This is a genomic window from Phenylobacterium sp. (assembly GCF_028290885.1).
GTDB lineage: Bacteria > Pseudomonadota > Alphaproteobacteria > Caulobacterales > Caulobacteraceae > Phenylobacterium.
In genome coordinates, this window is record NZ_JAQGIZ010000145.1 from 1 (window position 1) to 23424 (window position 23424).

The 23424-nt window shown below is 66.8% G+C and carries 19 protein-coding genes and 1 tRNA gene; 9 read left to right on the plus strand and 11 right to left on the minus strand.

Annotation, left to right across the window (positions count from 1 at the left end):
- The 7 genes from JWP28_RS09700 to JWP28_RS09730 form a co-directional block, all read right to left on the minus strand.
- On the minus strand, positions 1-1898 hold a 1898-nt coding region (locus JWP28_RS09700), incomplete at its 3' end, for an acylase (RefSeq protein WP_299542477.1).
- Positions 1899-1917: 19 nt separating this feature from the next.
- Positions 1918-4365: a TonB-dependent receptor gene (locus tag JWP28_RS09705; protein WP_299542479.1), complete on the minus strand. Its 2448-nt coding sequence runs from the start codon at positions 4363-4365 to the stop codon at positions 1918-1920.
- Positions 4366-4634: 269 nt separating this feature from the next.
- Positions 4635-5948 (minus strand): phospholipase D-like domain-containing protein, encoded by a 1314-nt coding sequence (locus JWP28_RS09710; RefSeq protein ID WP_299542481.1) that lies wholly within the window; start codon positions 5946-5948, stop codon positions 4635-4637.
- A gap of 95 nt (positions 5949-6043) precedes the next feature.
- Entirely contained in the window at positions 6044-6766 is a 723-nt protein-coding gene (locus JWP28_RS09715; RefSeq protein ID WP_299542483.1) for a DUF6134 family protein, read from the minus strand.
- Positions 6767-6845: 79 nt separating this feature from the next.
- Positions 6846-8264, minus strand: coding sequence for an efflux transporter outer membrane subunit (locus tag JWP28_RS09720; RefSeq protein ID WP_299542485.1), 1419 nt, complete (start codon positions 8262-8264; stop codon positions 6846-6848).
- Position 8265: 1 nt separating this feature from the next.
- Entirely contained in the window at positions 8266-11430 is a 3165-nt protein-coding gene (locus JWP28_RS09725) for an efflux RND transporter permease subunit (RefSeq protein WP_299542487.1), read from the minus strand.
- Between the two features lie 10 nt (positions 11431-11440).
- Positions 11441-12571, minus strand: a complete 1131-nt coding sequence (locus JWP28_RS09730) for an efflux RND transporter periplasmic adaptor subunit (RefSeq protein ID WP_299542489.1) — start codon at positions 12569-12571, stop codon at positions 11441-11443.
- Between the two features lie 172 nt (positions 12572-12743).
- On the opposite strand from JWP28_RS09730, the gene JWP28_RS09735 reads away from it, so the two are divergent.
- Positions 12744-13397: a TetR/AcrR family transcriptional regulator gene (locus tag JWP28_RS09735; protein ID WP_299542491.1), complete on the plus strand. Its 654-nt coding sequence runs from the start codon at positions 12744-12746 to the stop codon at positions 13395-13397.
- 73 nt (positions 13398-13470) lie between these two features.
- Positions 13471-13602, plus strand: coding sequence for a hypothetical protein (locus tag JWP28_RS09740; RefSeq protein ID WP_299542493.1), 132 nt, complete (start codon positions 13471-13473; stop codon positions 13600-13602).
- 122 nt (positions 13603-13724) lie between these two features.
- On the opposite strand, the gene JWP28_RS09745 is transcribed toward JWP28_RS09740, so the two are convergent.
- Both JWP28_RS09745 and JWP28_RS09750 read right to left on the minus strand, forming a co-directional pair.
- Positions 13725-14210 carry a response regulator gene (locus tag JWP28_RS09745; protein ID WP_299542495.1) on the minus strand — a complete coding sequence of 162 codons (486 nt, stop codon included), beginning with the start codon at positions 14208-14210 and terminating at the stop codon, positions 13725-13727.
- A 2-nt stretch (positions 14211-14212) separates the two neighbouring features.
- Positions 14213-14698, minus strand: a complete 486-nt coding sequence (locus tag JWP28_RS09750; RefSeq protein WP_299542497.1) for a response regulator — start codon at positions 14696-14698, stop codon at positions 14213-14215.
- 362 nt (positions 14699-15060) lie between these two features.
- Here JWP28_RS09750 and JWP28_RS09755 point away from each other — a divergent pair, with 362 nt between their 5' ends.
- The 6 genes from JWP28_RS09755 to JWP28_RS09780 all read left to right on the plus strand — a co-directional run bounded on the left by JWP28_RS09755 (position 15061) and on the right by JWP28_RS09780 (position 20621).
- Complete coding sequence (locus JWP28_RS09755; RefSeq protein WP_299542499.1) at positions 15061-16167, plus strand: PAS domain-containing sensor histidine kinase; 1107 nt, start codon at positions 15061-15063, stop codon at positions 16165-16167.
- On the plus strand, positions 16148-16630 hold the full coding sequence (locus JWP28_RS09760) for a response regulator (RefSeq protein WP_299542501.1): 483 nt from the start codon (positions 16148-16150) through the stop codon (positions 16628-16630). The genes JWP28_RS09755 and JWP28_RS09760 overlap by 20 nt, the downstream gene beginning before the upstream one ends.
- Positions 16620-17351 (plus strand): ATP-binding protein, encoded by a 732-nt coding sequence (locus JWP28_RS09765; RefSeq protein ID WP_299542503.1) that lies wholly within the window; start codon positions 16620-16622, stop codon positions 17349-17351. Before JWP28_RS09760 ends, JWP28_RS09765 begins: the two co-directional genes overlap by 11 nt.
- A complete protein-coding gene (locus tag JWP28_RS09770; RefSeq protein WP_299542505.1) occupies positions 17348-18484 on the plus strand; it encodes a hybrid sensor histidine kinase/response regulator in 1137 nt (378 codons plus the stop codon). The genes JWP28_RS09765 and JWP28_RS09770 overlap by 4 nt, the downstream gene beginning before the upstream one ends.
- Before the next feature lie 311 nt (positions 18485-18795).
- Positions 18796-19218: a response regulator gene (locus JWP28_RS09775; RefSeq protein WP_299542507.1), complete on the plus strand. Its 423-nt coding sequence runs from the start codon at positions 18796-18798 to the stop codon at positions 19216-19218.
- 128 nt (positions 19219-19346) lie between these two features.
- The gene (locus JWP28_RS09780) at positions 19347-20621 is read left to right on the plus strand and encodes a PAS domain-containing sensor histidine kinase (protein ID WP_299542509.1); all 1275 of its coding nucleotides are present in this window, start codon (positions 19347-19349) and stop codon (positions 20619-20621) included.
- Between the two features lie 565 nt (positions 20622-21186).
- Here JWP28_RS09780 and JWP28_RS09785 read toward each other — a convergent pair.
- Positions 21187-21263, minus strand: a tRNA-Arg gene (locus JWP28_RS09785).
- Positions 21264-21389: 126 nt separating this feature from the next.
- On the opposite strand from JWP28_RS09785, the gene JWP28_RS09790 reads away from it, so the two are divergent.
- On the plus strand, positions 21390-22703 hold the full coding sequence (locus tag JWP28_RS09790) for a dicarboxylate/amino acid:cation symporter (protein WP_299542511.1): 1314 nt from the start codon (positions 21390-21392) through the stop codon (positions 22701-22703).
- A 131-nt stretch (positions 22704-22834) separates the two neighbouring features.
- Here the strand turns inward: JWP28_RS09790 and JWP28_RS09795 are convergent, their stop codons facing one another.
- Positions 22835-23344, minus strand: a complete 510-nt coding sequence (locus JWP28_RS09795) for a CarD family transcriptional regulator (protein WP_299542513.1) — start codon at positions 23342-23344, stop codon at positions 22835-22837.
- Positions 23345-23424 lie beyond the last annotated feature (80 nt).

Below are 23424 nucleotides of genomic sequence, written 5' to 3' on the forward strand. Positions count from 1 at the left end.
ATGCCGGTGTTGCCGAAGCCGCCGTTGCCGGGAAGGTCGACCTTGTCGATGGCGAAGCGCGAGACCTCGCCGAACGGCCGGTCGATGGCCCCGTACTTGGTCTTCATCTCGGCGATGGCGGCCTTCAACATGGCGACGGCGGCGGGCGGGTCGGCGATGCCGCTGGGCGTGGTGATCGGCGCCGAGGCCTGCCACTTCACCTTGTAGTTGGCGGGGCTGGTGAAGTTGTTCGGCGAAAACCGCGCCGCCCAGGTCTCGAACAGCAGCGCCGCGCGGCTGTCGGCGACGGTCTCGCGGTCCCAGGCCTTGAGCAGGGCCACGGCCGCCTTCACCTCCGGATCGGGATCGCCGTCGGCCGCGGCGACCAGGTCCGGCAGCACCCGGTCGGCCATCAGGGTATGGGTGGAAAGCTTGTGGGCGACGAAGTCGTCGAAGCTCAGCTTCTTGTCATCGGCCAGCAGGTGCGCCGACTGCTGCGAGCGCAGCGACTCCGGCCCATTTGGGGCGACGTAGGGCGGGTAGTCCGCGTAGTGGATAACCTGTGGATAGGTGGCGACCCAGGGCGGGTCGTTGGTGTTCTGCACCCAGCCGGTCGGCGGATCGATGACCTTCGGCAGGTCCTCATAGGAATGGATGTCGGTCCACAGCGTCGCCGAGGTGTCGCCCGGCACATTGCCCCGCCAGTAGGCCAGGTCGCCCTGGCGGTGCTTGGGCAGGATGCCGTTGTCCATGTACTGGATATGGCCTTCCCTGTCGGCGTAGACGATGTTGAACGTCGGCACCTGCAGCCGCTTCAGGATGGCTTCGAACTCCGCGAAGCTCTTCGACCTCCCCATGTCCCAGTACTGCTCGAGACTGCCGGGCCGGTCGAGACCGGCGACGCGCAGGGCCAGGGTCTTGCCGTCGGCGCGGCTGAACACCGGTCCGTGTACGGATTCCCGCAGCGTCAGCGTCTCGGTCGTCAGCGACCCGTCGGGCTGTTTGATCTTGAAGCTCGCCGTGCGCGTCTTGAACGGCAGCACCTTGCCGTCGAACAGGTAGCCGTCGCCGGAGAGCTTCAGCTCGTAGTTGGTGGCGCCCAGCATGCTGTTCACCGTGTTGGTGAAGCCCATGCGGTCGTTGAAGCAGAAGCGCAGCACCGGCAGGCCCACCTGGGTCGCCCCGTACATCTGGAAGCCGGGCCCGTTCAGGTCGGCCTCGAAGTAGGTGAAGAAGCTGGTCGGCCAGGGCAGGTGCGGGTTGGCCAGCAGCATGGTGTGGCCGCTCTTGGACTTCGACGGCGCGACGGCCCAGGCGTTGGAGCCGTTGTTCGACCCCGGATTGCCGCCGGTCATCGTCCGCTCCATGGGGGCGACGTAGATGTAGTTCATCAGCCGGTGGGCGTGGGCCATCACGTCGACGCCGCTGACCGGCAGGACGACAGCGATCTTCGGATCGATCTTGCCGGGGTTGGCCCTGGCGTAGGCGTTGATCCCCTCGGCGAAGGCGTCGAGGTTGCGGCGGAACTGCGGGCTCGAGGCGCGGCGCCAGGCGAGCGCCCGGGCCGGCACGTCGTTGGCGATCAGCCAGCGGTCGGAATCGGCGAACTGCGGCCCCCAGTACTCCGCCGCCCGGGCGCGGGCCTCCCCATAGAGGTGGACGACGATGTCGCCGTGGTTCTGCGCCTGCGCCCAGCCGAACCCGTAGAACACCGACGCCTCGTCCTTCCCATAGACGTGCGGCACGCCATAGGTGTCCCACAGGATCTCGCCGCGCCCGCCCAGCGCCTTGCCGGGCTTGGCCTTGCCGGGCTTGGCCGGCTTGGCCTGGGCGGCGTCCGCCAGCGTCGCGGGCAGGCCGCCAAGCCCCCCCAGGCCCAGGAGCAGCGAGGCCCCGAGGAACGTCCGTTTCCGTATCACGCCCTACTCCTTGACCGCCTCAGAAGTCCCATTGGAGGCGGGCGTAGTAGGCCCCGCCGGTGAAGCCGATCGGCGAGGTTCCCGGATACTGGCCCGAGCCGGTCGTAGCGTTGAAGATCCCGTTGGCGTCCGGGTAGACGTTGAACAGATTGTTGGCCCCGACTGCCACGGTCACCGCGTCGGTCACCTTGTAGGCGACCTCCAGGTCGGTGAGCCACTCCGCGCCGAACGTGCGGTCGTTGGACGGGGTGTTCTGCAGGATCGTGTACTTGCCGTAGCGGGTCTCGCGCAGGTTCACGTTCAGCTTGTTCCACGACCAGTTGGCGCCCAGCGCGATCTTGTCCCTTGGGAAGGCCTCGGTGAGGAAGCCCTGGCTCATCCGGTCGAACAGAACGAACGTCGGGCCGAGCGCGGTGAGCTGCGACGGATTGGGGATGATGTGGGTGATCTCGGTCTTGTTGTAGTTGTAGCCGGCGGTCAGCCGCAGCGTTCCGAACCGCTCCAGGTCCTGGCGATAGGTGCCAACCACGTCGACGCCCTGGGTCCGGGTGTCGATGGCGTTGGTGTAGTACTGGGCGCTCAGGTCGCCTGAGAGGCCGTTGGCGATGAGGATCTTGCTCACCGCCGTGCCGGTCAGCGTGCTGGTGATGGCGATCCGGCCGTCCACATCGATCTGGTAGGCGTCGACCGTCAGGTTGAAGTTCGAGGTCGGGGTGACCGTGACGCCGAAGCTGTAGTTCTTGGACTTCTCCGGCTTCAGCGGCTTGGCGCCCAGCGCGACGGCCTCCGGCGATCCGACCGGCAGGGTCTTGATCAGCAGCAGGTTGAGCACGTTGTTGACCAGCCGGAACTGGCTGGAGCTCGCCGCATAGTGCTGCTGGGCGAGGCCCGGGGCGCGGAAGCCGGTGCTGACGGCGGCGCGGAAGGCCAGCCAGTCGGTCAACTCGTAGCGGCCGGTGACCTTGCCCACCACGGTCGAGCCCGAACTGTCGTCATAGTCCTCATAGCGGCCCGCGACGCCCAGGAAGAGCTTCTTCGTCGGGCTGTAGTCGGCCTCGACATAGGCCGCGTAGTTGTTGCGCGACGACGAGCTGGCGTCGGCGGGCTGGAAGCCCGGCGTGGCCTGGGCGCCGGTCGCCGGCCGCTGCCCTGCGAAGGGCTGGCCCGCCGGGATCACATAGGTTCCGGCCGCGTAGCTCGCCGGATCGCCCGCCCGCACCTCATAGGTCTCGCGCCGATGCTGCACGCCGGCCGCCAAGGCCAGGTCGCCCCCCGACGCCAGGTTGAGGGTGCGGGTGAAGTCGAGCGAATTGACCCACTCCGACGAGATCAGCTCGCCCACGTGGAAGGTGGTCGGGCTGGTCGGGCCGAGGCTCGCGTTGATGCTCTGGGCGGTGTTCTCGTCGGCGTCGTCGCGGCCGTAGGTTGACGAGAGGTCCCAGTCCCAGCCGCCCAGCTTGCCACGGGCGCCGACCGCGAACTCGAAGTCGTTTTCCTTGATCACCAGGTCGGGGCGGAAGCCCTCGGGATAGACCTGCGGCAGCGTGTTGACGTTGTTCGGCGCGCGGAAGGTGAAGGGCAGGTCCGAGACCCGGTGGCTATAGGTGCCGAAGGAATAGAGCTCTACGCCGCCGTCCAGGTCGTAATGGCCGTTGTAGCCGAGGTTGACGCCGTTCTGCGGCAGGACGCCGTAGTTCTTGGTCACCACCCGGTCCACCGTCAGCTCGCGCGGGTCGGGCAGGCCGGAGGGGACCAGCTTCGGATAGATCTGGATGTTTGGCGCCACCGCGATCGCGCGGTTGGAGAGCGCCTGGTCCTTGGTCGTGAAGGATAGGTTCAGGAAGCCCTGCTCGCCGACCTTGAAGCCGTAGTTGCCGATCACCTGCAGCAGCTGGCCGTCGCCCTTGTCGATGTTCTGGCCGTAGGTCGCGCTGACCGACCCGCCGACGGTGTCCTTCAGGATGATGTTGATGACGCCGGCGATGGCGTCGGAGCCGTATTGCGCCGCCGCGCCGTCGCGTAGCACCTCGATGCGCCCGATCGCCGAGGTGGGGATGAGGTCCAGGTCGGCCGGGACCGAGCCGTTGTAGAGCGAGGAGACCGAGTTGATCAGCGCGGTCTTGTGCCGCCGCTTGCCGTTGACCAGCACCAGCGTCTGGTCCGGGTTCAGGCCGCGAAGGCCGCCGGTGGCGATCACCGTCGAGGTGCCGCCGCCCGCCCGCGCCGGCAGGTTGAACGAGGGCACCAGGGTCTGCAGGGACTGGAAGGCGCCGGCCCGGCCGGTGTGCTCGAGCTCCGCGGAGCTCAGCACGTCGATCGGCGTGGGACTGTCGGTGACCGTGCGCGGCTGGCCCCGGACGCCGGTGACCACCAGCTCTTCGACGCTTCCGGCCTTGGCTGCGGCCTCGGCCGCCTGGGTCTCCGTGGCGACGCCGAGCAGGCCCGCGGCCAGCAGCGCCGACGTCAAGCCCGAAGCATAACGACGTTCAGCGAAAGTCTTGCATTTCATCGTGGAAACATCCCCCATTTCTTACGGCGTACTTTTGTATGCTTGGCCGTAGGAGGGAAGCTGATTTTCTCTATACCCGACCCACAGCATAAATAATGCTGCATCTCGCGGCACTCTATTATTGGTTGTGGATCGGGATTGTACGCCCGAAAGCGCATCCCGGGGGCGGTGGCGCCTTGGCGTATCTATAGCTGGGACGCCCCGAGGTCGCCGGCGTGGCCGGCCTCTTAAAGCAGCTTCTGCCAGACGCGCGCGTAGCGTTCCTTGATCCTGGCCGCCAGGGATCGCCGGTTCCAGGCGCTGAGATCGACGGCGCGGGCGGCGCGCTGGTCGTCGGCGAACATGGCCTCCAACTCCTCGGCGGTGTCGCTGCCGAGGACCACCGCGTCCACCTCGTCGTTGAAGATGACGCTGCGATGATCGAAGTTCGACGACCCGACCACCGACCAGACGCCGTCGATGACGACGGTCTTGGAATGAAGCACCAGGTCATGGGTTTCGTAGATCTTCACGCCGGCCTTCAGGAGGGCGGCGTAGTGGGAATGGCCCACCGCGATGGACAATGGGGAATCGCTGCGGTCGGGCAGCAGCAGCCGCACGTCCACGCCCCGTCGGGCGGCGCCGGTCAAGGCCTCCATCTCGTCGGCAGTGGGCACAAAATAGGCGGCGCTGGCGGTGACGCTCTTCTCGGCGCTGCGGATCTGCGAGATCACCGTGACGTAGTAGCGGGGAACGGCGTGGTCGGGCGAGCTGCCGATGATCCGCACCACCGCGCCGCCCGGGGTGGGCGGGCTCGGCGACAGGGTCGGATTGTCCAGCGGCGGTCCATGCTGCTCTCGCCAGTGATCGGCGAATAACGCCTGCAGTTGCTCCACCGCGGGTCCGGTGATCTCCAGATCGGTGTCCCGCCAGTGGGCCGCCGGCTGACCGTCGATGTTCCCGGACTTGCCCATGGAATTGGGCTGGTAGGTGGTGCTGAGATTGACGCCGCCGACAATGGCCGTCGCGCCGTCGGCGACCAGGATCTTGCGATGATCGCGGTCGTTGAGCGAGTAGCCCTTCTTGGCCTTCAGGGGATTGATGGGATTGAATTCGACGACGTTCACGCCCGCCTCTCTCAGGCGGTCGAAGAAGGCCTTGGGCGTGTCTCCCGAACCGTAGCTGTCGTAGATGACGTTGACCGCGACGCCTTCCTGCCGCTTGGCGACCAGCAGGTCGCCAAGGTGGACGCCGTCGCTCTCCACGTCCTCGAAGATGAAGTACTCGAGGTTGAGGCTATTTTTCGCCGCGCGGATCGCGGCGAACATGGCGCGGAACGTGGCCGGTCCGTCGCGAAGCAGATGGGTGGTCTGACCCGCGACCAGCGGGCTTTCGGCCACCGCCTGTTCGATCGCCAGGTGTCGCCGCAGCACCGCGTTGTCGCCGGGCTCTACGGTCAGGCGGCTGATCAGCGTCTTGACCTGGACGCCCGACAGGGGCCCGCGCGACCCGACGATCTGCGGCCTCTCTGCGCTGGCCGCCTGGCCCACGATCGGGCTCACCCGGGGCACCGATGCGCAACCGGCGACCCCGGCGAGGACGACGCAAACGGCCGACAGCGCGGCTCTTCGCCGGGCCTCGTGACGGGCGTCCTTCACTAGCGGACGTCTGACGACGAGGGCGACTCACCCAGCGCGACCCGATTGGCGCCGCCACGCGCTTGCGACGCGGGCGACACCAGGTTGAAGTCGATGGCGCCGCTGCTTTCGAGGCTGCGGAACTTGATCGGCACGCCCTGCTCGTCGATCCAGACTTCCCACTTGTTCGGCTGGGTGGCGGTGCGGATGTGGAAATGTCGAGCCGGTGTCGACACGCCGCGGAAGGTGACGGCGTCGGCCTCGCCGCCGGTCACGTTGACCGGGTCGATCTTGCCGGACTTGATCGACACCACCACGCCGGGGCCCATGTGATTGAGCGACCAAGGGTCGGAGGCGACCACGTTCGCCGGGGCCGTCTGGGTCCCCTTTGGCGAGGTCACCTGGAAACCATTGTCACCAGCCTCGCCGCGGACCTCGATCCGCCGGCCGTTGGTGGTGGTGATGCTGTCGAAGGAGATCAGCCGGGTCCCGTCCCAGGCCTCGGTCTGGTCGGCGTTTTCGCGATGCACCACGACGCCCAGGATCTTGACCGTGACCCGCAGCCTGGACTGCGCACGGGCGAGCCCGTTGGCGTCGCTCATGGTGCGGTCATAGGTTCCGATGACCCCGTACCGCGGATGGGTGACCGCATAGCTGTAGGTTCGCGGCGCGGCGTTCGCGACGGCGGGCGAAAGCTGGGCGCCAAGCAACGCGACACCGGCCAGGATCAGGGGAAGCTTCATTGGCAGACTGCGTCCAAGCCGCGATGTCATGCCGGATGATGACGATCTCAAACGCCTGCGAAGTCAGCAGGTTCCAGCCCTAGCGTCCGTTCGCGCCGCCGCTCGTCGAACCGCCGCCGAGCGCCTTGTAGAGCGTGACCCGGTTGACGGTCTCCACCAGCTGGGCGGTGAGCAGGGTGCGGCGAGCGAGGTAGAGCGTGCGCTGGGCCTCGAGCAGGACCAGGTAGCTGTCGACGCCGCGGTCATAGCGCGCCTGGCTCAGGCGCTGGGCGTCGGCCGCGGCGGCCACCAGCCGCTGCTGGGCCGCGACGCGGTCGCGGATCGTCGAGCGGATCGACAGCGTGTCGGCGACTTCGCGGAACGCCGTCTGGATCGCCTTCTCGTATTGCGCGACGGCGATGTCGCGTCCGGCCCGCGCCCCGCGCAGGTTGGCGAGGTTGGCGCCGCCCGCGAACAGCGGCAGGACGATCTGCGGCGTCCAGCTCCACGCGCCGGTCCCGGCCTGGAACAGCTTGTTCAAGTCGGTGCTGGCGCTGCCTGTCGAGCCGGTGAGGCTGATCTGCGGGAAGAACGCGGCCCGCGCCGCGCCGATGTTGGCGTTCTGCGCCTGCAGGCTGTGTTCGGCCGCCAGGACGTCCGGGCGGCGCGTCAGGACGTCGGACGGCAGGCCGGGTTCGAGTTCCGTGCGCAGCCGGATGTCGGCGAGGCCGCCGTCGGGCAACAGGTTGGCGGGCACGTCCGCGCCCACCACCAGGGTCAGGGCGTTGCGGTCCAGGCCGACCTGGGCGAGGGCGACAGCCAGGTCGCTGCGGGCCTGCTCGGCCAGGGTCTCTTCCTGGCGCAGGTCGAGCTGGGAGATCGCGCCGGCGTCGAAGCGTTTCTGGAATAGCGCGAGGTTGTCCTCGCGGGTTTTCAGGGTGTCCTGTGTCACCTTCAGCAGGTCCTGGTCCGCGGCCAAGGCCAGATAGTCCGCTGCGACCTCGGCGATCAGGCTGATCTGGACGGCGCGGCGAGTTTCCTCAGTGGCGAAATAGCTTTGCAGGGCCGCGGCGCTCAGGCTGCGCAACCGCCCGAACAGGTCGATCTCCCAGGCCGAGAAACCGACGGTGGCGCTGTACTGCTCGAGGGTCAGGGACTGGCCGGTCAGGGAGACCGGCGCGGGCGTGTGGACCTTGCTCTCCGAACCCACGGCGTCGATCGCCGGCAACAGCTGGGCGCGCTGGATGCGGTACTGCGCGCGCGCCTGCTCGATGTTTCCGGCCGCGACGCGCAGGTCGCGGTTCTGACGCAGCGCCAGGTCGATCACCGCCTGGAGGCGCGGGTCCTGGAAGACCTCGCGCCAGGCGAGATCGCCCGCCATGACCGAGCCCGGCGCGGGCCCGGGCTGCGGCCAGGATTGGCTGACCGGAAGGCCGGGCCGCACATAGGGCGGGGCGAGCGTGCAGCCGCTGAGCGCGACGGCGGCGGCGAGCAGCGGGGCGAGGGTTCGGCGCAGCATCTCAACCGGCCTCATTGGGGGCGGCCTCGTCGCGGGCCGCTTGCGCCGGCGTGTCGGCGGGGTGCTTGCCGCCGAAGTAGTGCTGCACCAGCACGAAGAACAACGGGACGAAGAAGATCGCCAGGGCGACGGCCGTGAACATGCCACCGATGACGCCGGTGCCGATGGCGTGCTGACTGCCCGATCCCGGCCCGTTGGAGATCGCCAGCGGGAACACCCCGACGATGAAGGCCAGCGAGGTCATCAGGATCGGCCGCAGCCGGATGCGCACCGCCTCGAGCACCGCCTCGATCAGTGGCATGCCTTGCTCGTGCCGGTCCTTGGCGAACTCGACGATCAGGATCGCGTTCTTCGAGGCCAGACCCATCGTGGTCAGCAGGCCGACCTGGAAGTAGATGTCGTTGGACAGCCCCCGCACGGTGGTGGCCAACACCGCGCCGATCACCCCCAGCGGAATGACCATGATCACCGACAGCGGGATCGACCAGCTCTCGTACAGGGCCGTCAGCAACAGGAACACCACGACGATCGAGAGCGCATAGAGCGCGGGCGCCTGGGCGCCAGCTTCCCGCTCCTGCTGCGAGAGGCCGGTCCACTCGTAGCCGATGCCCGGCGGCAGCTTGGCGGCCAGCCGCTCCATGGTCTTCATCGCCTGGCCGGAACTTTGCCCCGGCGCCGGCGAGCCCTGGATCTCGACCGCCGACAGGCCATTGTAGCGCTCCAGCCGCGGCGAGCCGATGGACCAGTGGCTGGTGGCGAAGGACGAGAAGGGCGCCATGTCGCCGGAGCCGTTGCGGACGTACCAGCGGTCCAGGTCCTCGGGCTTCATCCGGAACGCAGCGTCGGCCTGCACGAAGACCTTCTTCACGCGGCCGCGGTCGATGAAGTCGTTCACATAGGCGCCGCCCAGGGCGGCGCTGAGGGCGCTGTTGATGTCGGCCGTGGTCAGGCCCATGGCGCCGGCCTTGGCCTGGTCGACGTCGATGGTCAGCTGCGGCGTGTCGTCCTGGCCGTTGGGGCGCACCCCCGCCAGACCGGGCTCCTTGCCGGCCATGCCGAGCAGCTGACCGCGCGCCGCCATCAGCGCATCGTGGCCGACGCCGCCGGTGTCCTGCAGTTCGAAGTCGAAGCCGGACGATGTGCCGAGCTCAGGAACGGCTGGCGGCACGACCGCGAAGACCATGGCGTCGCGGATCTTGCCGAAGGTCTGCATCGCCCGTCCGGCGACGGCGGAGACCCGCAGCCTGGCCGCGCCGCGGTCCTTGAAGTCCTTCATCCGCACGAAGGCGATGCCGGCGTTCTGGCCGGACCCGGCGAAGCCGAAGCCGGAAACCGTGAAGACGGCCTGCACGGCGTCCTTCTCGGTCTTCAGGTAGTAGTTGGCGACCTCCGTCAGGACGGCCTGGGTGCGCTCTTCCGTGGCGCCCGGCGGCAGCTGGACGATGGTGAACATCGACCCCTGGTCCTCCTCCGGCAGGAAGGCGGTCGGCAGGCGGATGAACAGCAACGCCATGACCACGATGATGCCGGCATAGACACCCATCCAGCTCCAGCTCTTGCCGAGCATCTTGCGGACCTGGACCTGGTGACGGCCGCTGGCGTGATCGAAGTTGCGGTTGAACCAGCCGAAGAAGCCGATCTTCGCGACGCTCTCCCCTTTGGCCTTGGGCTTCAGCAGGGTGGCGCACAGCGCCGGCGTCAGCACCAGGGCGACCAGGATCGACAGCGACATCGCCGAGACGAGGGTGATCGAGAACTGCCGGTAGATCACCCCCTGCGAGCCGCTGAAGAACGCCATCGGCACGAACACCGCGGCCAGCACCAGGGCGATGCCGATCAGCGCGCCGGTGATCTCGTCCATGGACTTGCGGGCGGCGTCGCGCGGCGACAGCCCTTCCTCCTCCATCACGCGCTCGACGTTCTCGACCACGACGATGGCGTCATCGACCAGCAGGCCGATCGCCAGCACCAGGCCGAACATGGTCAGCGTGTTGATCGAGTAGCCGAAGACCGCGAGGATCCCGAAGGTGCCCAGCAGCACCACCGGCACGGCGATGGTCGGGATCAGCGTGGCGCGCCAGTTCTGCAGGAACAGGAACATCACCAGGAAGACCATCACGATCGCCTCGGCCAGGGTCTTCACCACCTCCTCGATCGACTGTTTGACGAAGGGCGTGGAGTCGACCGGGATCACGTATTTCATGCCGGGCGGGAAGGACTTCGACAGTTCCTCGACGCGCGCCTTCACCGCCTGGGCGGTGTTGAGCGCGTTGCCGCCGGGCGCCAGCTTGATGGCCAGGCCGGCAGCCGACTGGAGGTTGTACTTGGCCAGCGAGTTGTAGTTCTCGGCCCCGAGCTCCACCCGGGCGACGTCGCGCAGGAAGACGTGGGCGCCGTCGGGCGTGGTCTTCAGGATGATCGCCTGGAACTGCTCGGGCGTCTGCAGCCGCGCCTGCGCGCCGATGGTGGCGTTGAGCACCGTGCCGGGCAGGGCCGGCGTGCCGCCGATCTGGCCGGCGGAGACCTGCGCGTTCTGGGCGCGGATGGCCGCGATCACGTCCGCCGGCGTCAGGCTGTGGGCGGTCAGCTTGTCGGGGTCCAGCCAGATACGCATGGCGTACTGGGCGCCGAACAGCTGGACGTCGCCGACCCCGTCCACCCGGCTGAGCGGGTCCTGCAGGTTGGTGGCGATGTAGTCGGCGAGGTCGGAGTTCGACGCCTTGCCGTCCGTCGAATAGAGCCCGACGACCAGCAGGAAGTTTCGCGTCGACTTGACCACCGTCAGGCCCTGCTGCTGCACCTCCTGCGGCAGGAGGGCGACGGCGCTCTGCAGTTTGTTCTGCACCTGCACCTGGGCGATATCGATGTTGGTCCCGCCCTTGAAGGTCAGGGTGATGGTGGCCGCGCCGGTGCTCTCGCTGGTCGAGGAGATGTAGGCGAGGCCGTCCAGGCCTTTCATCTTCTGCTCGATGACCTGGGTGACGCTGTCCTCGACGGTCTTGGCCGAAGCTCCGGGATAGAGCGCCTGGATGGCGACCTGCGGCAGGGCGATGTCCGGATACTGCGCGACCGGCAGCGTCCGGATCGCCAGCGCGCCGGCCAGCATAATGACGATGGCGACGACCCAGGCGAAGCGCGGCCGGTCGATGAAGAAGTGGGACAGCATGGGGCGGCGCCTAGCGCGCGGCCATGACGGTAGGCCTCACGGCCGCGCCCGGGCGCACCTTCTGGAGGCCCTCGACGATCAGCTGATCCCCCGGCTTGAGGCCGCTGGTCACCAGCCACTTGTCGCCGATCGTCTGGGACACGGTGAGCTGGCGTGGCTCCGCCTTGTCGCCGGCGCCGACCACGAAGGCCGACGCATGGCCCTTCGGATCGCGGCTGATGGCAGGCTGCGGCGCCAGGATGCCGGAGGAGGCCACGCCCTTGCTGATCCGCGCCCGGACGTACATTCCGGGCAGCAGGGTGCCCTTCGGATTGGGGAATACCGCCCGCAGGCCCACCGAGCCGGTGCCGGGATCGACGGTGATGTCGGAAAACGCCAGGGTTCCCTGCAGCGGATAGACCGAGCCATCTTCGAGGATGAGGTCCACCTGCGCGGTGTTGGCGCTGGCGATGTCGCCGGCGGCCAGGTCGCGACGCAGCTTCAGCAGGTCGGCGGAGGACTGGGTGACGTCCACATAGATCTTGTCGAGGTTCTGGACGAGGGCGAGCGCGGTGGCCTGGCTGGCGGTGACCAGGGCGCCGGGCGTCACCGAGGACTTGCCGATGCGCCCGGAGATCGGCGCGAAGACGCGGGTGTAGCCGAGGTTGATCCGCGCCTGGTCGAGGGCCGCGCGCTGGACCTGGACGTTGGCCGCCGCCTGCTGGGCCGCGGCCTGGGAGTCGTCATTGTCCTGCTTGCTGACGGCGTTGATCGCCACCAGCTCCTTGTAGCGGTTCGCCTTGAGCTGGGCGGAGGTCGCGGCGGCCTGCGCCTGGGCGAGGCTGGCGGCGGCGCTGTTGAGGCTGGCGCGATAGGTCGCCGGATCGATCTGGTACAGCGGCTGGCCGGTGCGGACGTTGGAGCCCTCCTGGAACAGCCTGGCCTTGATCACGCCACTAACCTGAGGGCGGACTTCCGAAACCAGGAAGGCCGAGGTGCGCCCGCTGAGCTCCGCCGTCAGCGTCACGGGCTCGGTGCGGATCACGACGACCCCGACCTGGGCCGGCGCGTTCGGATCGGGCCCGGCCGGTGCCTTGGGAGCGCAGGCGCCCAACGCCAGGACGGCGAACACAGCGGCTGCGCCGGGGATCAGTCTTGCCATGCGCGCACCTGCTGGCGGGTTGTCGCGGGCCGGAGCCCTTGAACGACCGCTGTGGAGAGACGAAGTGAGAATGAGCGTTCATTCTCGATCAGGCGGGAGATAGGCCCGCGCTCTCGCTTGTTCAACGCCACCTTGGGGTTCTTTTGTTGCATCGCAAAAACGAGACACCTGGATGACAGACACGACGCGATCAGCGGATCCCAAGGTGGAGTCGCGTAGACAGCAGATCGTCGACGCTGCCTCGATTTGCGCCCGCCGCGCGGGCTTTCACGGCGCCAGCATGGCCGAAATAGCACAGGCTGCGGGTCTCAGCGTCGGACAAATCTATCGCTACTTCGAAAGCAAGGAGGCGATCATCGCCGCCATCGTCGCCCGCGACATGGCCGAGATGCGCGACAAGTTCTCCCAGCTCGAAGGCTCCGGCGAGCCGCTCGCCGCAGCGATAATCGACGGCTGTTCCCGGGCGGTGGAAGACAGCTACGACCTGGAGCGCTCGGCCCTCAAGCTGGAAGTGCTGGCCGAGGCGGCGCGCAATCCGCGCGTGGCCGCCATCCTGCAGGACGCCGATGTCGAGGAACGCGCCCTCAAGCTGGCCGTGCTCAAGCAGATCGCCCCGCCGGGCTGTGACGACCGGGAGCTGGCGGCGCGCGGCGAGGTGCTCAGCATGTTGTTCGAAGGCATGGCGGTGCGCGGCGTGAACAACCCGGCCACCGACAGGGCGGCGATCGGCGAGGTCCTGCGCTCAATCTTGCGGCATCTGCTGGTGGAGGCTGCCCGTGAGCCGGCGCCCCAGCCAGGCATTGACCGGGAACACTCTGGTCACTGACAAATAATCGGCGCATCCTCCATGGTGCGAACGGCAAGCCCTCGAGAGCGGGCCGGCGCGAAGGAGGATACCAATGGCCGTGGACCGCTCCGCGCAGCGTCCGCCCAAAACCCTCGCCGAAGGCGCAGTCTGCCTTGCCTGCACGATCGGTCTGCTGCTCGCAGCGGCGATGATCATGCAGTGGGTGCTGCACCTGGTGCCCTAGGGAACCGCCGCTTCGGCGACGCCTGGGCGGCGAGGTTTCGGCCCCGGAGACAGGGGCCGGATTGAACGGGCATAAGGCCCGCAATCGCCCGGCTTCAGGGAATGCTCCGGGCCCGTGGACGACTAGCTCAACGGCGTGGCGGGCTTGGAGATCGTCGGCCTGGTTCGGGCAGGGCAGAGCGCATCGAGGGCCGTGGCCAGAGCCGCATAGAGCTCGGTGACGTTATCGGGCTTGGTGACCACGCGCGTCGCGCTGCGCAGCCGGCTGCGGATGGCGTCGTTCGGCGCCGCCGATGAGGTCAGGACCGCCGTCGGGAAGCTCGGCGTCGGGCGGCTGGCGAGGGCGGTGAGAAGACCGAACCCGTCCATGCGCGGCATGTGAAGGTCGATAAACGCCATGTCGGGCGCCACTTCGCCGAGTGCGATCATCCCCAGCGCCTCGACTCCATCGCGTGCGCGCACCACCGTCTCGACGGCCGGATTGTCCTCCAGCGCCCGGCCGATCAGATAGGCGTCGGCTTCGTCATCCTCCACGATCAGGACGCACAGCCCTCGCGGCTGGTGCGTCTCTCGGACCGGCGCCAGGTCCGAATAAGAGTGCGTTCGCATGGCTATCTTCTCCAAACACCGGATAGGGCCCGTTTGATCACCGCATCCATGCGCGTCTGGAGCTCGAAGTAGGTGTCGGGCTTGATGATGTACGACGAGGCTGAGCTTGCGCTGTATTCGCGCACGTCCCTGGTGAGGCCGGAGGTCGTCAGGAAGACCACCGGGACGCTGACCATGCTCTCGATGCGACGCAGCTCCTTCAGGAACTCGAAGCCGTCCAGCCGCGGCATGTGGATGTCGAGCAACACGAGATTGGGCTTCTGGCGTCCCGTCGCGAGCTGACGCAGGGCGGCGATGGGCGCGTCGAACGCGTGGACGGCCGCGACGTCGGGATGTCGTCTGAGCACATCGAGAATGAGGCTGGTGTCCGCCGCGTCGTCATCGACCAGGAGCACGTTTAGGTTCCAGACGTGCCCGGACGGCCGCCGATCGAGCCATGGCTGGCTGCGGGAGTCCTCGTCGCGACACGGCACCAGTGCAAGGCTCAAGGTCTTCGCCTCCCATTTCATCGTGTATTTGTCGTCCGCGGGATTAACAAATACGAGACATGAAATGCGTGAATACCTTCTCCAGAAATTAATACTCCCAGACTGATCATCGTATTGCGAATGTAGTCCTAAATTCCAATGGCGTATATTATATAGTCTACTACGTAATTGTACGTATTTTGGCTATTAGCGCTACGAATCAAGAACTCAATTCGAAACACAAATCGCGCAAGGTGTGGGGATTTGAATCAGTTGAAGTACATCGCGAATTCCACAGAACTCGGCTTGGCCGGGCGCAGGTTGTCCGATCGAGCGAAGGCTCGAGGATCGACCGTTGAGTCCCCGCGAGACGGAGCCGGTCTATGACCGAGTCCCGGCTACAGGCCGTCGTCGAGACGGCCATCGACGGCATCATCTTCATGGACCCGCAGGGGCTGGTGACGATGTTCAACCCGGCCTGCGAGCGGATGTTCGGCTACCGCGCGGGCGAAATCATCGGCGGCGAAGTCAAGCGACTGATGCCGGGCGCCGAGCACGACCAGTACCTCCACAAGAAGCGGCGGACCGGCCGGCGCAAGATCATAGAGATCGGCCGGGAGGTGGTCGGCCGGCGCAAGAACGGCGAGACTTTTCCGGTGGACCTGTCGGTCGCCGAGGCCGAGCAGGACGGCAAGGCCTATTTCGTCGGCATCCTGCGCGACGCCTCCGAACGCCGGCGGGCCAGCGATCTACGCGAACTGTTCATCGAGCAGCTGACCGCTTCGAACCTGGAGCGCTCCTACTTCGGCCACGTCGCTTCGCATGACCTTCGGGAGCCGCTGCGGATGGTGGCGGCGTTCTGCGGGCTGTTGTCCAGGGACTATGGCGAGCGCCTGGACGAACGCGGCCGCGAATACCTGTCGCTGGCGGTCTCTGCCGCGAACCAGATGCAGGACCTGCTGGACGATCTGGTCGACTTCGGCCGGCTGGGCCTGGAGGCCGAGCGGGGGTCGTGGTTCGACTCGGACGAGGTTCTCGACCAGGTGATCGAGAACCTCCATGAATCCATCCGGGAGTCGGGTGCGCAGGTCACCAAGGACGGTCTGCCGCGGATCTTCGGAAACTCCATCCGCTTCAACCGGCTGATGCAGAACCTGATCGGCAACGGGCTGAAGTACGTCGCGGCAGGCGTGGCGCCGCTCATCCATCTGTCCGCCGTGCAGGAAGCTGATTGCTGGCGGTTTTCCGTGGCGGACAACGGCATCGGCATCGAGCCCCACCACTACGACCGCATCTTCGAGCCCTTCAAGCGGCTGCACGCCAAGAGCCGCTACTACGGCACGGGGCTGGGCCTGGCGATCTGTCGCAAGATCGTCGAGGGCTTCGGAGGCCGCATCTGGGTGACCTCAACACCGGGCGAAGGCTCGGTCTTCAGCTTCACCGTCAAGATTCAAACCGAGGAGGGCGACAATGCTCAAATTGACAGTTGAGGCCCAGGGGAGACCCGCGGAGCTGCTGCTGATCGAAGACAACTACGGCGACGTGCTCTTGACCCGCGAAGCCTTCGGCAGCGCCCGCGTCAGCAACCGTCTCGCGGTCGCCGGCGATGGCGAAGAGGCCTTGGCCATGTTGCGGCGGGAGGGGGACTACGCCGATCAGCCGACGCCCGACGTCATCCTGCTCGACCTCAACCTGCCGCGCATGGACGGCCGCGAGGTGCTGCAGGCCATCAAGACCGATCCCAAGCTCCAGCGGATCCCGGTGATCGTGCTGAGCAGTTCGAAGGCTGAGGTCGATATTCTCAAGACCTATGACCTCGGGGCCAACGGCTACATCGTCAAGCCGGTCACCTTCGAGCGCTTGCAGGAGATCGTGGCTTCGATCGAGACATTCTGGTTCACGGTCGTCGTGCTTGCGCAGACGCATGCCGCCGAGCAGACCCTTGCCGCCTAGCGCCAGCCCGGCTGGCGGCGACCAGACGCGCGCCGCCGAGGCGGAGCGGGAGCTGCAGGAGTTCAGCTACATCGTCTCTCACGACCTGGCGGCCTCGTCTCGCCACGTCGCTGAGTTCTCACGCCTGCTTCTGGGCGAGCTGGGCGAAGGCCTCACCGACCGCCAGCAGGCCCTCGCCGACCGGATCCGCAGCGCCACCGAGAAGAGCCGGCTGATGATGGAAGAGCTGCTCGCGTTCTCCCGGGTGCAACAGAAGGCGCTCGAGGTGGTGCGCCAGGACGCTGCGCCGGCCCTGCGGCTGGCCATGTTGCAGCTCGCCATCGGCGAGGCCTCGGGGATCGAGGTCTCGGTCGAACCGCTGGGCGAGGTCTGCGCCGACACGAAGCTGCTCGGCATGGCTCTGCATCACCTGCTGGACAACGCGATCAAGTTCCGCCGCCCGGAGATTGCGCCGCGGATCGCCGTGCACGTCGCCGACGACGAAGAGTTTTGGCGGCTGCGGATCACCGACAACGGCCCCGGCGTCGAGCCGGCCTACCGCGAAAAGGCGTTCCGGATGTTCCATCGCCTGAACGGCGAGGACACCTATCCGGGAGTTGGCGCCGGCCTGACGATCTGCCGGCGGATCGCCCGTCGGCATGGCGGAGAGGCGGCGTTCCTCGATTGCGCCGACGGCGCCTGCGTCGAGCTGGCCCTGCCGCACGCACCGAGGTTCCAATGAGCGCCGTCCTCGCGGCGCGAGAGGTGGCGAAGATCGAGACGCCGAAGTCGCTGCTTGTCGTCGACGACAGCAAGGCCGAACGCGAAATCATGCTGCTCACTCTGGGCGCGGCCTTTCCCGCCGCCGAGGTTCTCACCGCCGCTCATCCGCTCATGGCCAAACAGATGTGCGCAGATCGGAGGTTCGACTGCGTGCTGACAGACTATAACATGCCGGACATGGACGGCGTGGCGCTCGCCGGCGAGCTGATCGCCGCGACCGCCTACCTGCCGATCATCCTGATGACCAGCGTGGGCGACGAGATGTTGGCCGCCAAGGCGCTCCGCAGCGGCATATCCGACTACCTACCCAAGTCGCGCATCACCACCGAGTCGATCCGCCGGACCGTTGAGCGGTCGATCCAGGCGTGCGGCCAGGCCCGCGTGATCGACGAGCAGCGCGGCGAGCTGGAGAACTTCGCCTACGCGCTGGCGCACGACTTCAAGCAGCCGATCCGCCAGATCGTCACCTTCACCCAGATGATCTCCGACGAGATCCAGATCGGCGAGGCCGGCGAAGTCCACAACCACCTGACCTTCCTGGGCGAAGCCGCCCGCCGCCTGGGCAAGCTGGTCGACGTCATGTCGCAATATACCCTGCTCAACCAGCCGCCCGAGCTTGCCGACGTCGACCTCAACCGGGTGCTGGCAAGCGTCCGCGCCTCGATCGCGCCCTATCTGGCCGAACGCGGAGGCGAGTTTGTCGCGCCCAGCCAGGCGCCCACGATCCGTGGCAACGAAACCCTGATGACCCAGGTGCTGCAGAACCTGGTCATGAACGGATTGCAGTACAACCGCAGCTCGGTTCCGCGCGTCGAAGTGGCGGCGCGAAGCGGCGCTGGCCATTGGACCCTCGAGATCAGCGACAACGGCCTCGGCATCGAGGCGGAGTACCTGGCGGAGATTTTCAAGCCGCTGTTTCGCCTGCACGCGGCCTCGGAGTACGCCGGCAGCGGCCTTGGCCTGACGCTCGCCCGCAAGGCGGTGCTCGCCCAGGACGGCGCCATCTGGTGCGAATCCCCTCCGGGCCGCGGATCGGTCTTCCATGTCCGGCTGCCCGCCGCCCAGGGGACCCGGAGGACCCCGCAACATTAGGGCGGCTCCACCGCAATCGACGCGGGTCACACGCCATTGGCGGCGCCGGCGCCGCTATAGCCCGAAGACGCTGGCCGAGCTGCGCCGTGGCCGCCTGTCTGCAGCGGTCGGCTGAACGGGGTCAAATCGTTATCAAATATTCACTCGGCGCCACTACCATGAGATCTCAATAAAACTGAAAACCTAGCGGATAAATTTATCCGCTTACTTTAGAATGAAGGTACAAATTGTCTGGGCAGGGCCACTATAAATCACTCTCAGACGTATGGATCGGAACAAGAAGCGCCGGTCCGAAAAATGAGGAACACGACATGGCAGCCCATTCCCCCGTTACGATGGTGATGGTCGATGACAATATTGACGAAGTTTTCCTGACAAGACGGCAAGTCAGAACCCAGGGGATCGTCAACCACTTCGTATCTGAGAGGAAGCCCGAAAACCTCATCGACACACTGACAGAACTGTATAACGCGGACCCACTCAAAAACATACTGGTCCTTCTCGACATCAACATGCCGCGGATGAACGGCTTCGAAACCCTGAGGGGAATTCGAGAGCATCCTCAGTTCGCGGACCTCCCGGTCGTGATGTTTTCGGCGTCGGACGACGAGGCCGACATCGCCGAAGCGGCAAGCCTCGGCGCCAACGGCTACATCGTCAAGCCGTTCACCATGGACGCCTTCATCGCCGCGCTCGGGAACGTGCCGAAGATGAAGTACTGCCTGGTGCAGTAGCCGAACGGCCGGAGCTGGCCGCAGGCCTGCCCGGCGAACAACACACCTAAGCCTGGCTCGGCGGCGAGGCGTCGCCAGGTACGCGCGCCGGACCGGACATTTGCGCGACAGCGGCGCGGAGAGACCGAATGAAATCGAGTCGACTTCAGAGGGATATCTACCGCTCCATCGTCGACACTGCGGGCGACGTCGTCATCGTCGCCGACGAGGCGGGCAAGATCCTGTCGATGAATCCCGCGGCCGTGAAGAAGGTCTTCGGATACGACTGCGACGAGGTGATCGGCCGGGACATTCGAACTCTGTTGCCGGTGGCGCTGGGCGCCCCGCATGGCACCCCGGAGGACAGCGACCTGCTGCGCTATCGGGCCACCGATGAAGCTGTGGTGCCGTTTGGCCGCACGGTGTCGGGGCGCCGCAAGGATGGCAGCACCGTGCCGCTGGATCTCTCCATTTCGGAGTGGCCGGGCGCGGCAGGCCAGCGCCTGTTCACCTGGGTCCTGCGCGATATCACCGAGCGCGAGCGGCTGAAGGCCGAGCTCAGCCTGGTTGCCGAAAAGGCCAGGGCGGCCGCTGAGGCGGAACATCGGTTGCTGCGCAAAGTGCGGGAACAGAACGAGGAGCTGCGGATCGCCAACGAAGGCCTGCAGAAGTTCACCTCGATCGTCGCCCACGACCTGCGCGGGCCGCTGCGCAGGATCGAGGCCTTTGTCGGCGTGCTGCAGAAGGATTTCACCCCCACTCTCGACGAGGAGGGGACCGATATCCTGGCGCGCATCGCCCGCGGCGCCGAGCGCATGAAGCAGATGCTGGATTCGTTGTTGCAATACTCGCGGTACAACAGGGCCGCGATCACCGGCAAAACCGCGACACTGGCCGATGTGATCCACGACGCGCTTAGCGCCTTCGACACCGAGGCCTTGGGCGTCGGGGTCAGCATCGCGATAGGCGGCGTATCGGAGATCGAGGGGGACCCGATCCTGCTCTCGCACGTGATGCAGAACCTGATCGGCAACGCGGTGAAGTTCCGCGCCGCCCCCCCGCCGAGCATCGCCATCGACGCGTGGCAATGCGGGCAGAAGATCAGTCTGTCATTCGCCGACAACGGCATCGGCATCGAGCCACGGTTCGCCGACAAGATTTTCGAGATGTTCTACCGGCTGCATGACGACGATGAATACGAAGGCACGGGCGTCGGCTTGACCGTCTGCCGCAAGATCATCAACGACCACGGCGGCCGGATCTGGCTCGACACCGCCTACCAGGGGGGCACGAGGTTCTTCGTCACCCTGTGCGCGGCGAACCCGGAGAGCCGGTCAGTCGCCGTGTCGCCGCCAGAAGTTCGCTCAACGGGCGGCCGGGCTCTGGTCCGCAGCGCGCTCGCCGCTCGAAAGGCCGCCCACTAGTTCAGCCCCGAGCGACCTCGCCGTCGAACCCTCCCGAGGCGGCAGGCTGTCACCGCGACTGCGGCGCACGCACTGACCCTCGTCAGGTCGGCCCGGCTATTGTGAATTTGCCGCGCAGCTTGCAATGCCGCCAGGTTGCAGGCTGTCTTTTGGACCGACCGGTGGACGATCATTTCCAGACGCCCGCCCGCCTCGGCGGATCTTGCGGATGATGACGGCGACGCGCGGTCCTACAGACGGGCGCGCCCGCGCAATGGAGGTTCCGGCAGCGGACCTCATGCCGCTCCTGACGCTCGCGGAAGCGACCGGCGCGGAGCCCGTGAGGTGCTGGCGCAGTTCGGTCTCTCGCCGCAACGCGTGGCGACGGAGCCGGGCGCGATGCTTTCGCTGAGCGACTACTTCCGGTTCTGGCGCGCCATGAAACAGATTTCGGGGGAGGAGACTCTCTACCTGTCCGCCCGTCCGCTGGTCACCGGGACCTCCGACTTCGTGATCTCCGACGCCGCACGAACGGCGACCTTGCTCGACGGCATGGAGCGGATCGCCCAGCAATTTCAAGTCGGCGTGGCGGCCCGGGAGGGACTCGAACCCCCGACCTTAGCTTTAGGAAAGCTCTGCTCTATCCTGCTGAGCTACCGGGCCGCGTGGCGGGACGGATGCCACGCGCTGGGCCGGGCGCCAAGTGGCGCCGAGCGCCATCGAGCGATTGCCGCGGTGAGGCTTCGGCCATAGCCTCCGGCGCGAGTCAGTGGGGGCGGCGGGCGGCGCATGGGATTTCTGAGGCACTTTCGCGTCCTCTATGTGCAGGTGCTGCTGGGGGTGATTCTGGGCGTCCTGGTCGGGGCGCTCTGGCCGCAGTTCGGGGCCTCGCTGAAGCCGCTCGGCGACGCCTTCATCAAGCTGATCAAGATGGCCGTGGCGCCGGTGATCTTCTGCACCGTGGCCGCAGGCATAGCGCGGATGGGCGACATCAAGGCCTTCGGCCGGCTGGGCGTGCGCACCCTGCTCTATTTCGAGGTGGTCTCGACCTTCGCGCTGGCGGTCGGCCTGTTGGTCGGCGAGGTGGTCCATCCCGGCCAGGGCTTCAACATCAACCCCGCGACCCTCGACCCCAAGATCGGCGCCGAATACCTGGCCAAGGCCGAGCACGGCCAGGGCACGGTCGACTACGTGCTGAGCCTGATCCCCGACGCCTTCGTCGGCGCCTTCGCGCAAGGTCAGCTGCTGCAGGTGCTGGTGATCGCCATCCTGACGGGGTTCGCCTGCACCCGGATGGGCGAGTTCGGCGAGCGGACCGCGGACGTCCTGGACGACATCGCCAAGCTGTTCTTCGGGATCATCGGGGTGATCGTGCGGCTGGCCCCCATCGGGGCCTTCGGGGCGATGGCCTTCACCATCGGCAAGTACGGCCTGGGGTCGCTGGTCAACCTCGGCGCCCTGATCGGCACCTTCTACCTGACCAGCCTGCTGTTCGTGCTGGTCGTGCTGGGGACCATCGCCAGGCTCGCCGGCTTCTCGATCCTGAAGTTCATCGCCTACATCCGCGAGGAGCTCCTGATCGTGCTGGGCGCCTCGTCGTCGGAGGCGGCCTTGCCGCTGCTCATGGCCAAGCTGCAACGGCTGGGCGCCGGCAAGGGCACGGTCGGGCTGGTGGTCCCCACCGGCTACAGCTTCAACCTCGACGGCACCAACATCTACATGACGCTGGCCACCCTGTTCCTCGCCCAGGCGACCAACACCCACCTGACCTGGACCCAGGAGCTGACCCTCCTGGGGGTCGCCATGCTGACGTCGAAAGGGGCGAGCGGCGTCACCGGCGCGGGCTTCATCACGCTCGCCGCCACCTTGGCGGTGATCCCCGACCTGCCGATCGCGGCCCTGGCGCTGCTGGTGGGCGTCGACCGGTTCATGAGCGAATGCCGCGCGCTCACCAACTTCGTGGGAAACGGGGTGGGGACCCTGGTCATCGCCCGCTGGGAAGGCGACCTCGACCGCGAGAAGCTGACCCGCGAGCTGGACCGCGGACCGGGCGCGGAGCCCGACGCCCTGCTGGCCGGTGCGTCGGCGGAGCAAATAACTTAGATCGTCATGGCCGGCCTTTGTGCCGGCCATCCATAAGCACCGAGCGCCGAGCAGGTTCTGCTGCGCTCGCGCGTATGGGTCCCCGGGACAAGCCCGGGGATGACGAAGGAGAATGGGGTGATTGTCGGCTCTTACGCCGCGACCGCCTTGATCAGCGACTTGTTGAGGATGCAGATGGCCGCGTCGCGGTCGATGCGCTCGAAGGCGGCGACTTCGCGGGCCATGCGGTCCAGCGCCGATTCATAGAGCTGGCGCTCCGAATAGGACTGTTCCGGCTGGTTCTCGGCGCGGTGCAGGTCGCGCACCACCTCGGCGATGGAGATCAGGTCGCCGGAGTTGATCTTGGCCTCGTACTCCTGGGCCCGGCGCGACCACATGGTGCGCTTCACGCGGGCGCGGCCCTTCAGGGTGGTCAGCGCCTGGGAGACCACGTTGGTCTCGGCCAGCGGACGCAGGCCCGCAGTCTTGGCCTTCGCGGTCGGCACGCGCAGCGTCATCTTCTCGTGGTCGAAGGTGATGACATAGACCTCAAGCTTCAGACCGGCGACTTCCTGGGTTTCGATCCCCTGCACCTGACCCACGCCGTGCGCGGGATAGACGACGTGATCGCCAACCGAGAAATCGTGACCGTTCTTGCTCATCGAGAAACCCTCTCAAATCCTTTGTCCGCAACAATGTCGGACCGCTGACGCGAGCATCCGCCAAGCGACAAAGCCTCATC

What these genes read in the sequence shown, in the direction of transcription:
- JWP28_RS09715 (WP_299542483.1), bottom strand. Translation starts at nt 6,766, where the DNA reads ATGAAGCTTCCCCTGATCCTGGCCGGTGTCGCGTTGCTTGGCGCCCAG.
- JWP28_RS09720 (WP_299542485.1), bottom strand. Translation starts at nt 8,264, where the DNA reads ATGCTGCGCCGAACCCTCGCCCCGCTGCTCGCCGCCGCCGTCGCGCTC.
- JWP28_RS09725 (WP_299542487.1), bottom strand. Translation starts at nt 11,430, where the DNA reads ATGCTGTCCCACTTCTTCATCGACCGGCCGCGCTTCGCCTGGGTCGTC.
- JWP28_RS09730 (WP_299542489.1), bottom strand. Translation starts at nt 12,571, where the DNA reads ATGGCAAGACTGATCCCCGGCGCAGCCGCTGTGTTCGCCGTCCTGGCG.
- JWP28_RS09735 (WP_299542491.1), top strand. Translation starts at nt 12,744, where the DNA reads ATGACAGACACGACGCGATCAGCGGATCCCAAGGTGGAGTCGCGTAGA.
- JWP28_RS09740 (WP_299542493.1), top strand. Translation starts at nt 13,471, where the DNA reads ATGGCCGTGGACCGCTCCGCGCAGCGTCCGCCCAAAACCCTCGCCGAA.
- JWP28_RS09745 (WP_299542495.1), bottom strand. Translation starts at nt 14,210, where the DNA reads ATGCGAACGCACTCTTATTCGGACCTGGCGCCGGTCCGAGAGACGCAC.
- JWP28_RS09755 (WP_299542499.1), top strand. Translation starts at nt 15,061, where the DNA reads ATGACCGAGTCCCGGCTACAGGCCGTCGTCGAGACGGCCATCGACGGC.
- JWP28_RS09760 (WP_299542501.1), top strand. Translation starts at nt 16,148, where the DNA reads ATGCTCAAATTGACAGTTGAGGCCCAGGGGAGACCCGCGGAGCTGCTG.
- JWP28_RS09770 (WP_299542505.1), top strand. Translation starts at nt 17,348, where the DNA reads ATGAGCGCCGTCCTCGCGGCGCGAGAGGTGGCGAAGATCGAGACGCCG.
- JWP28_RS09775 (WP_299542507.1), top strand. Translation starts at nt 18,796, where the DNA reads ATGGCAGCCCATTCCCCCGTTACGATGGTGATGGTCGATGACAATATT.
- JWP28_RS09780 (WP_299542509.1), top strand. Translation starts at nt 19,347, where the DNA reads ATGAAATCGAGTCGACTTCAGAGGGATATCTACCGCTCCATCGTCGAC.
- JWP28_RS09790 (WP_299542511.1), top strand. Translation starts at nt 21,390, where the DNA reads ATGGGATTTCTGAGGCACTTTCGCGTCCTCTATGTGCAGGTGCTGCTG.
- JWP28_RS09795 (WP_299542513.1), bottom strand. Translation starts at nt 23,344, where the DNA reads ATGAGCAAGAACGGTCACGATTTCTCGGTTGGCGATCACGTCGTCTAT.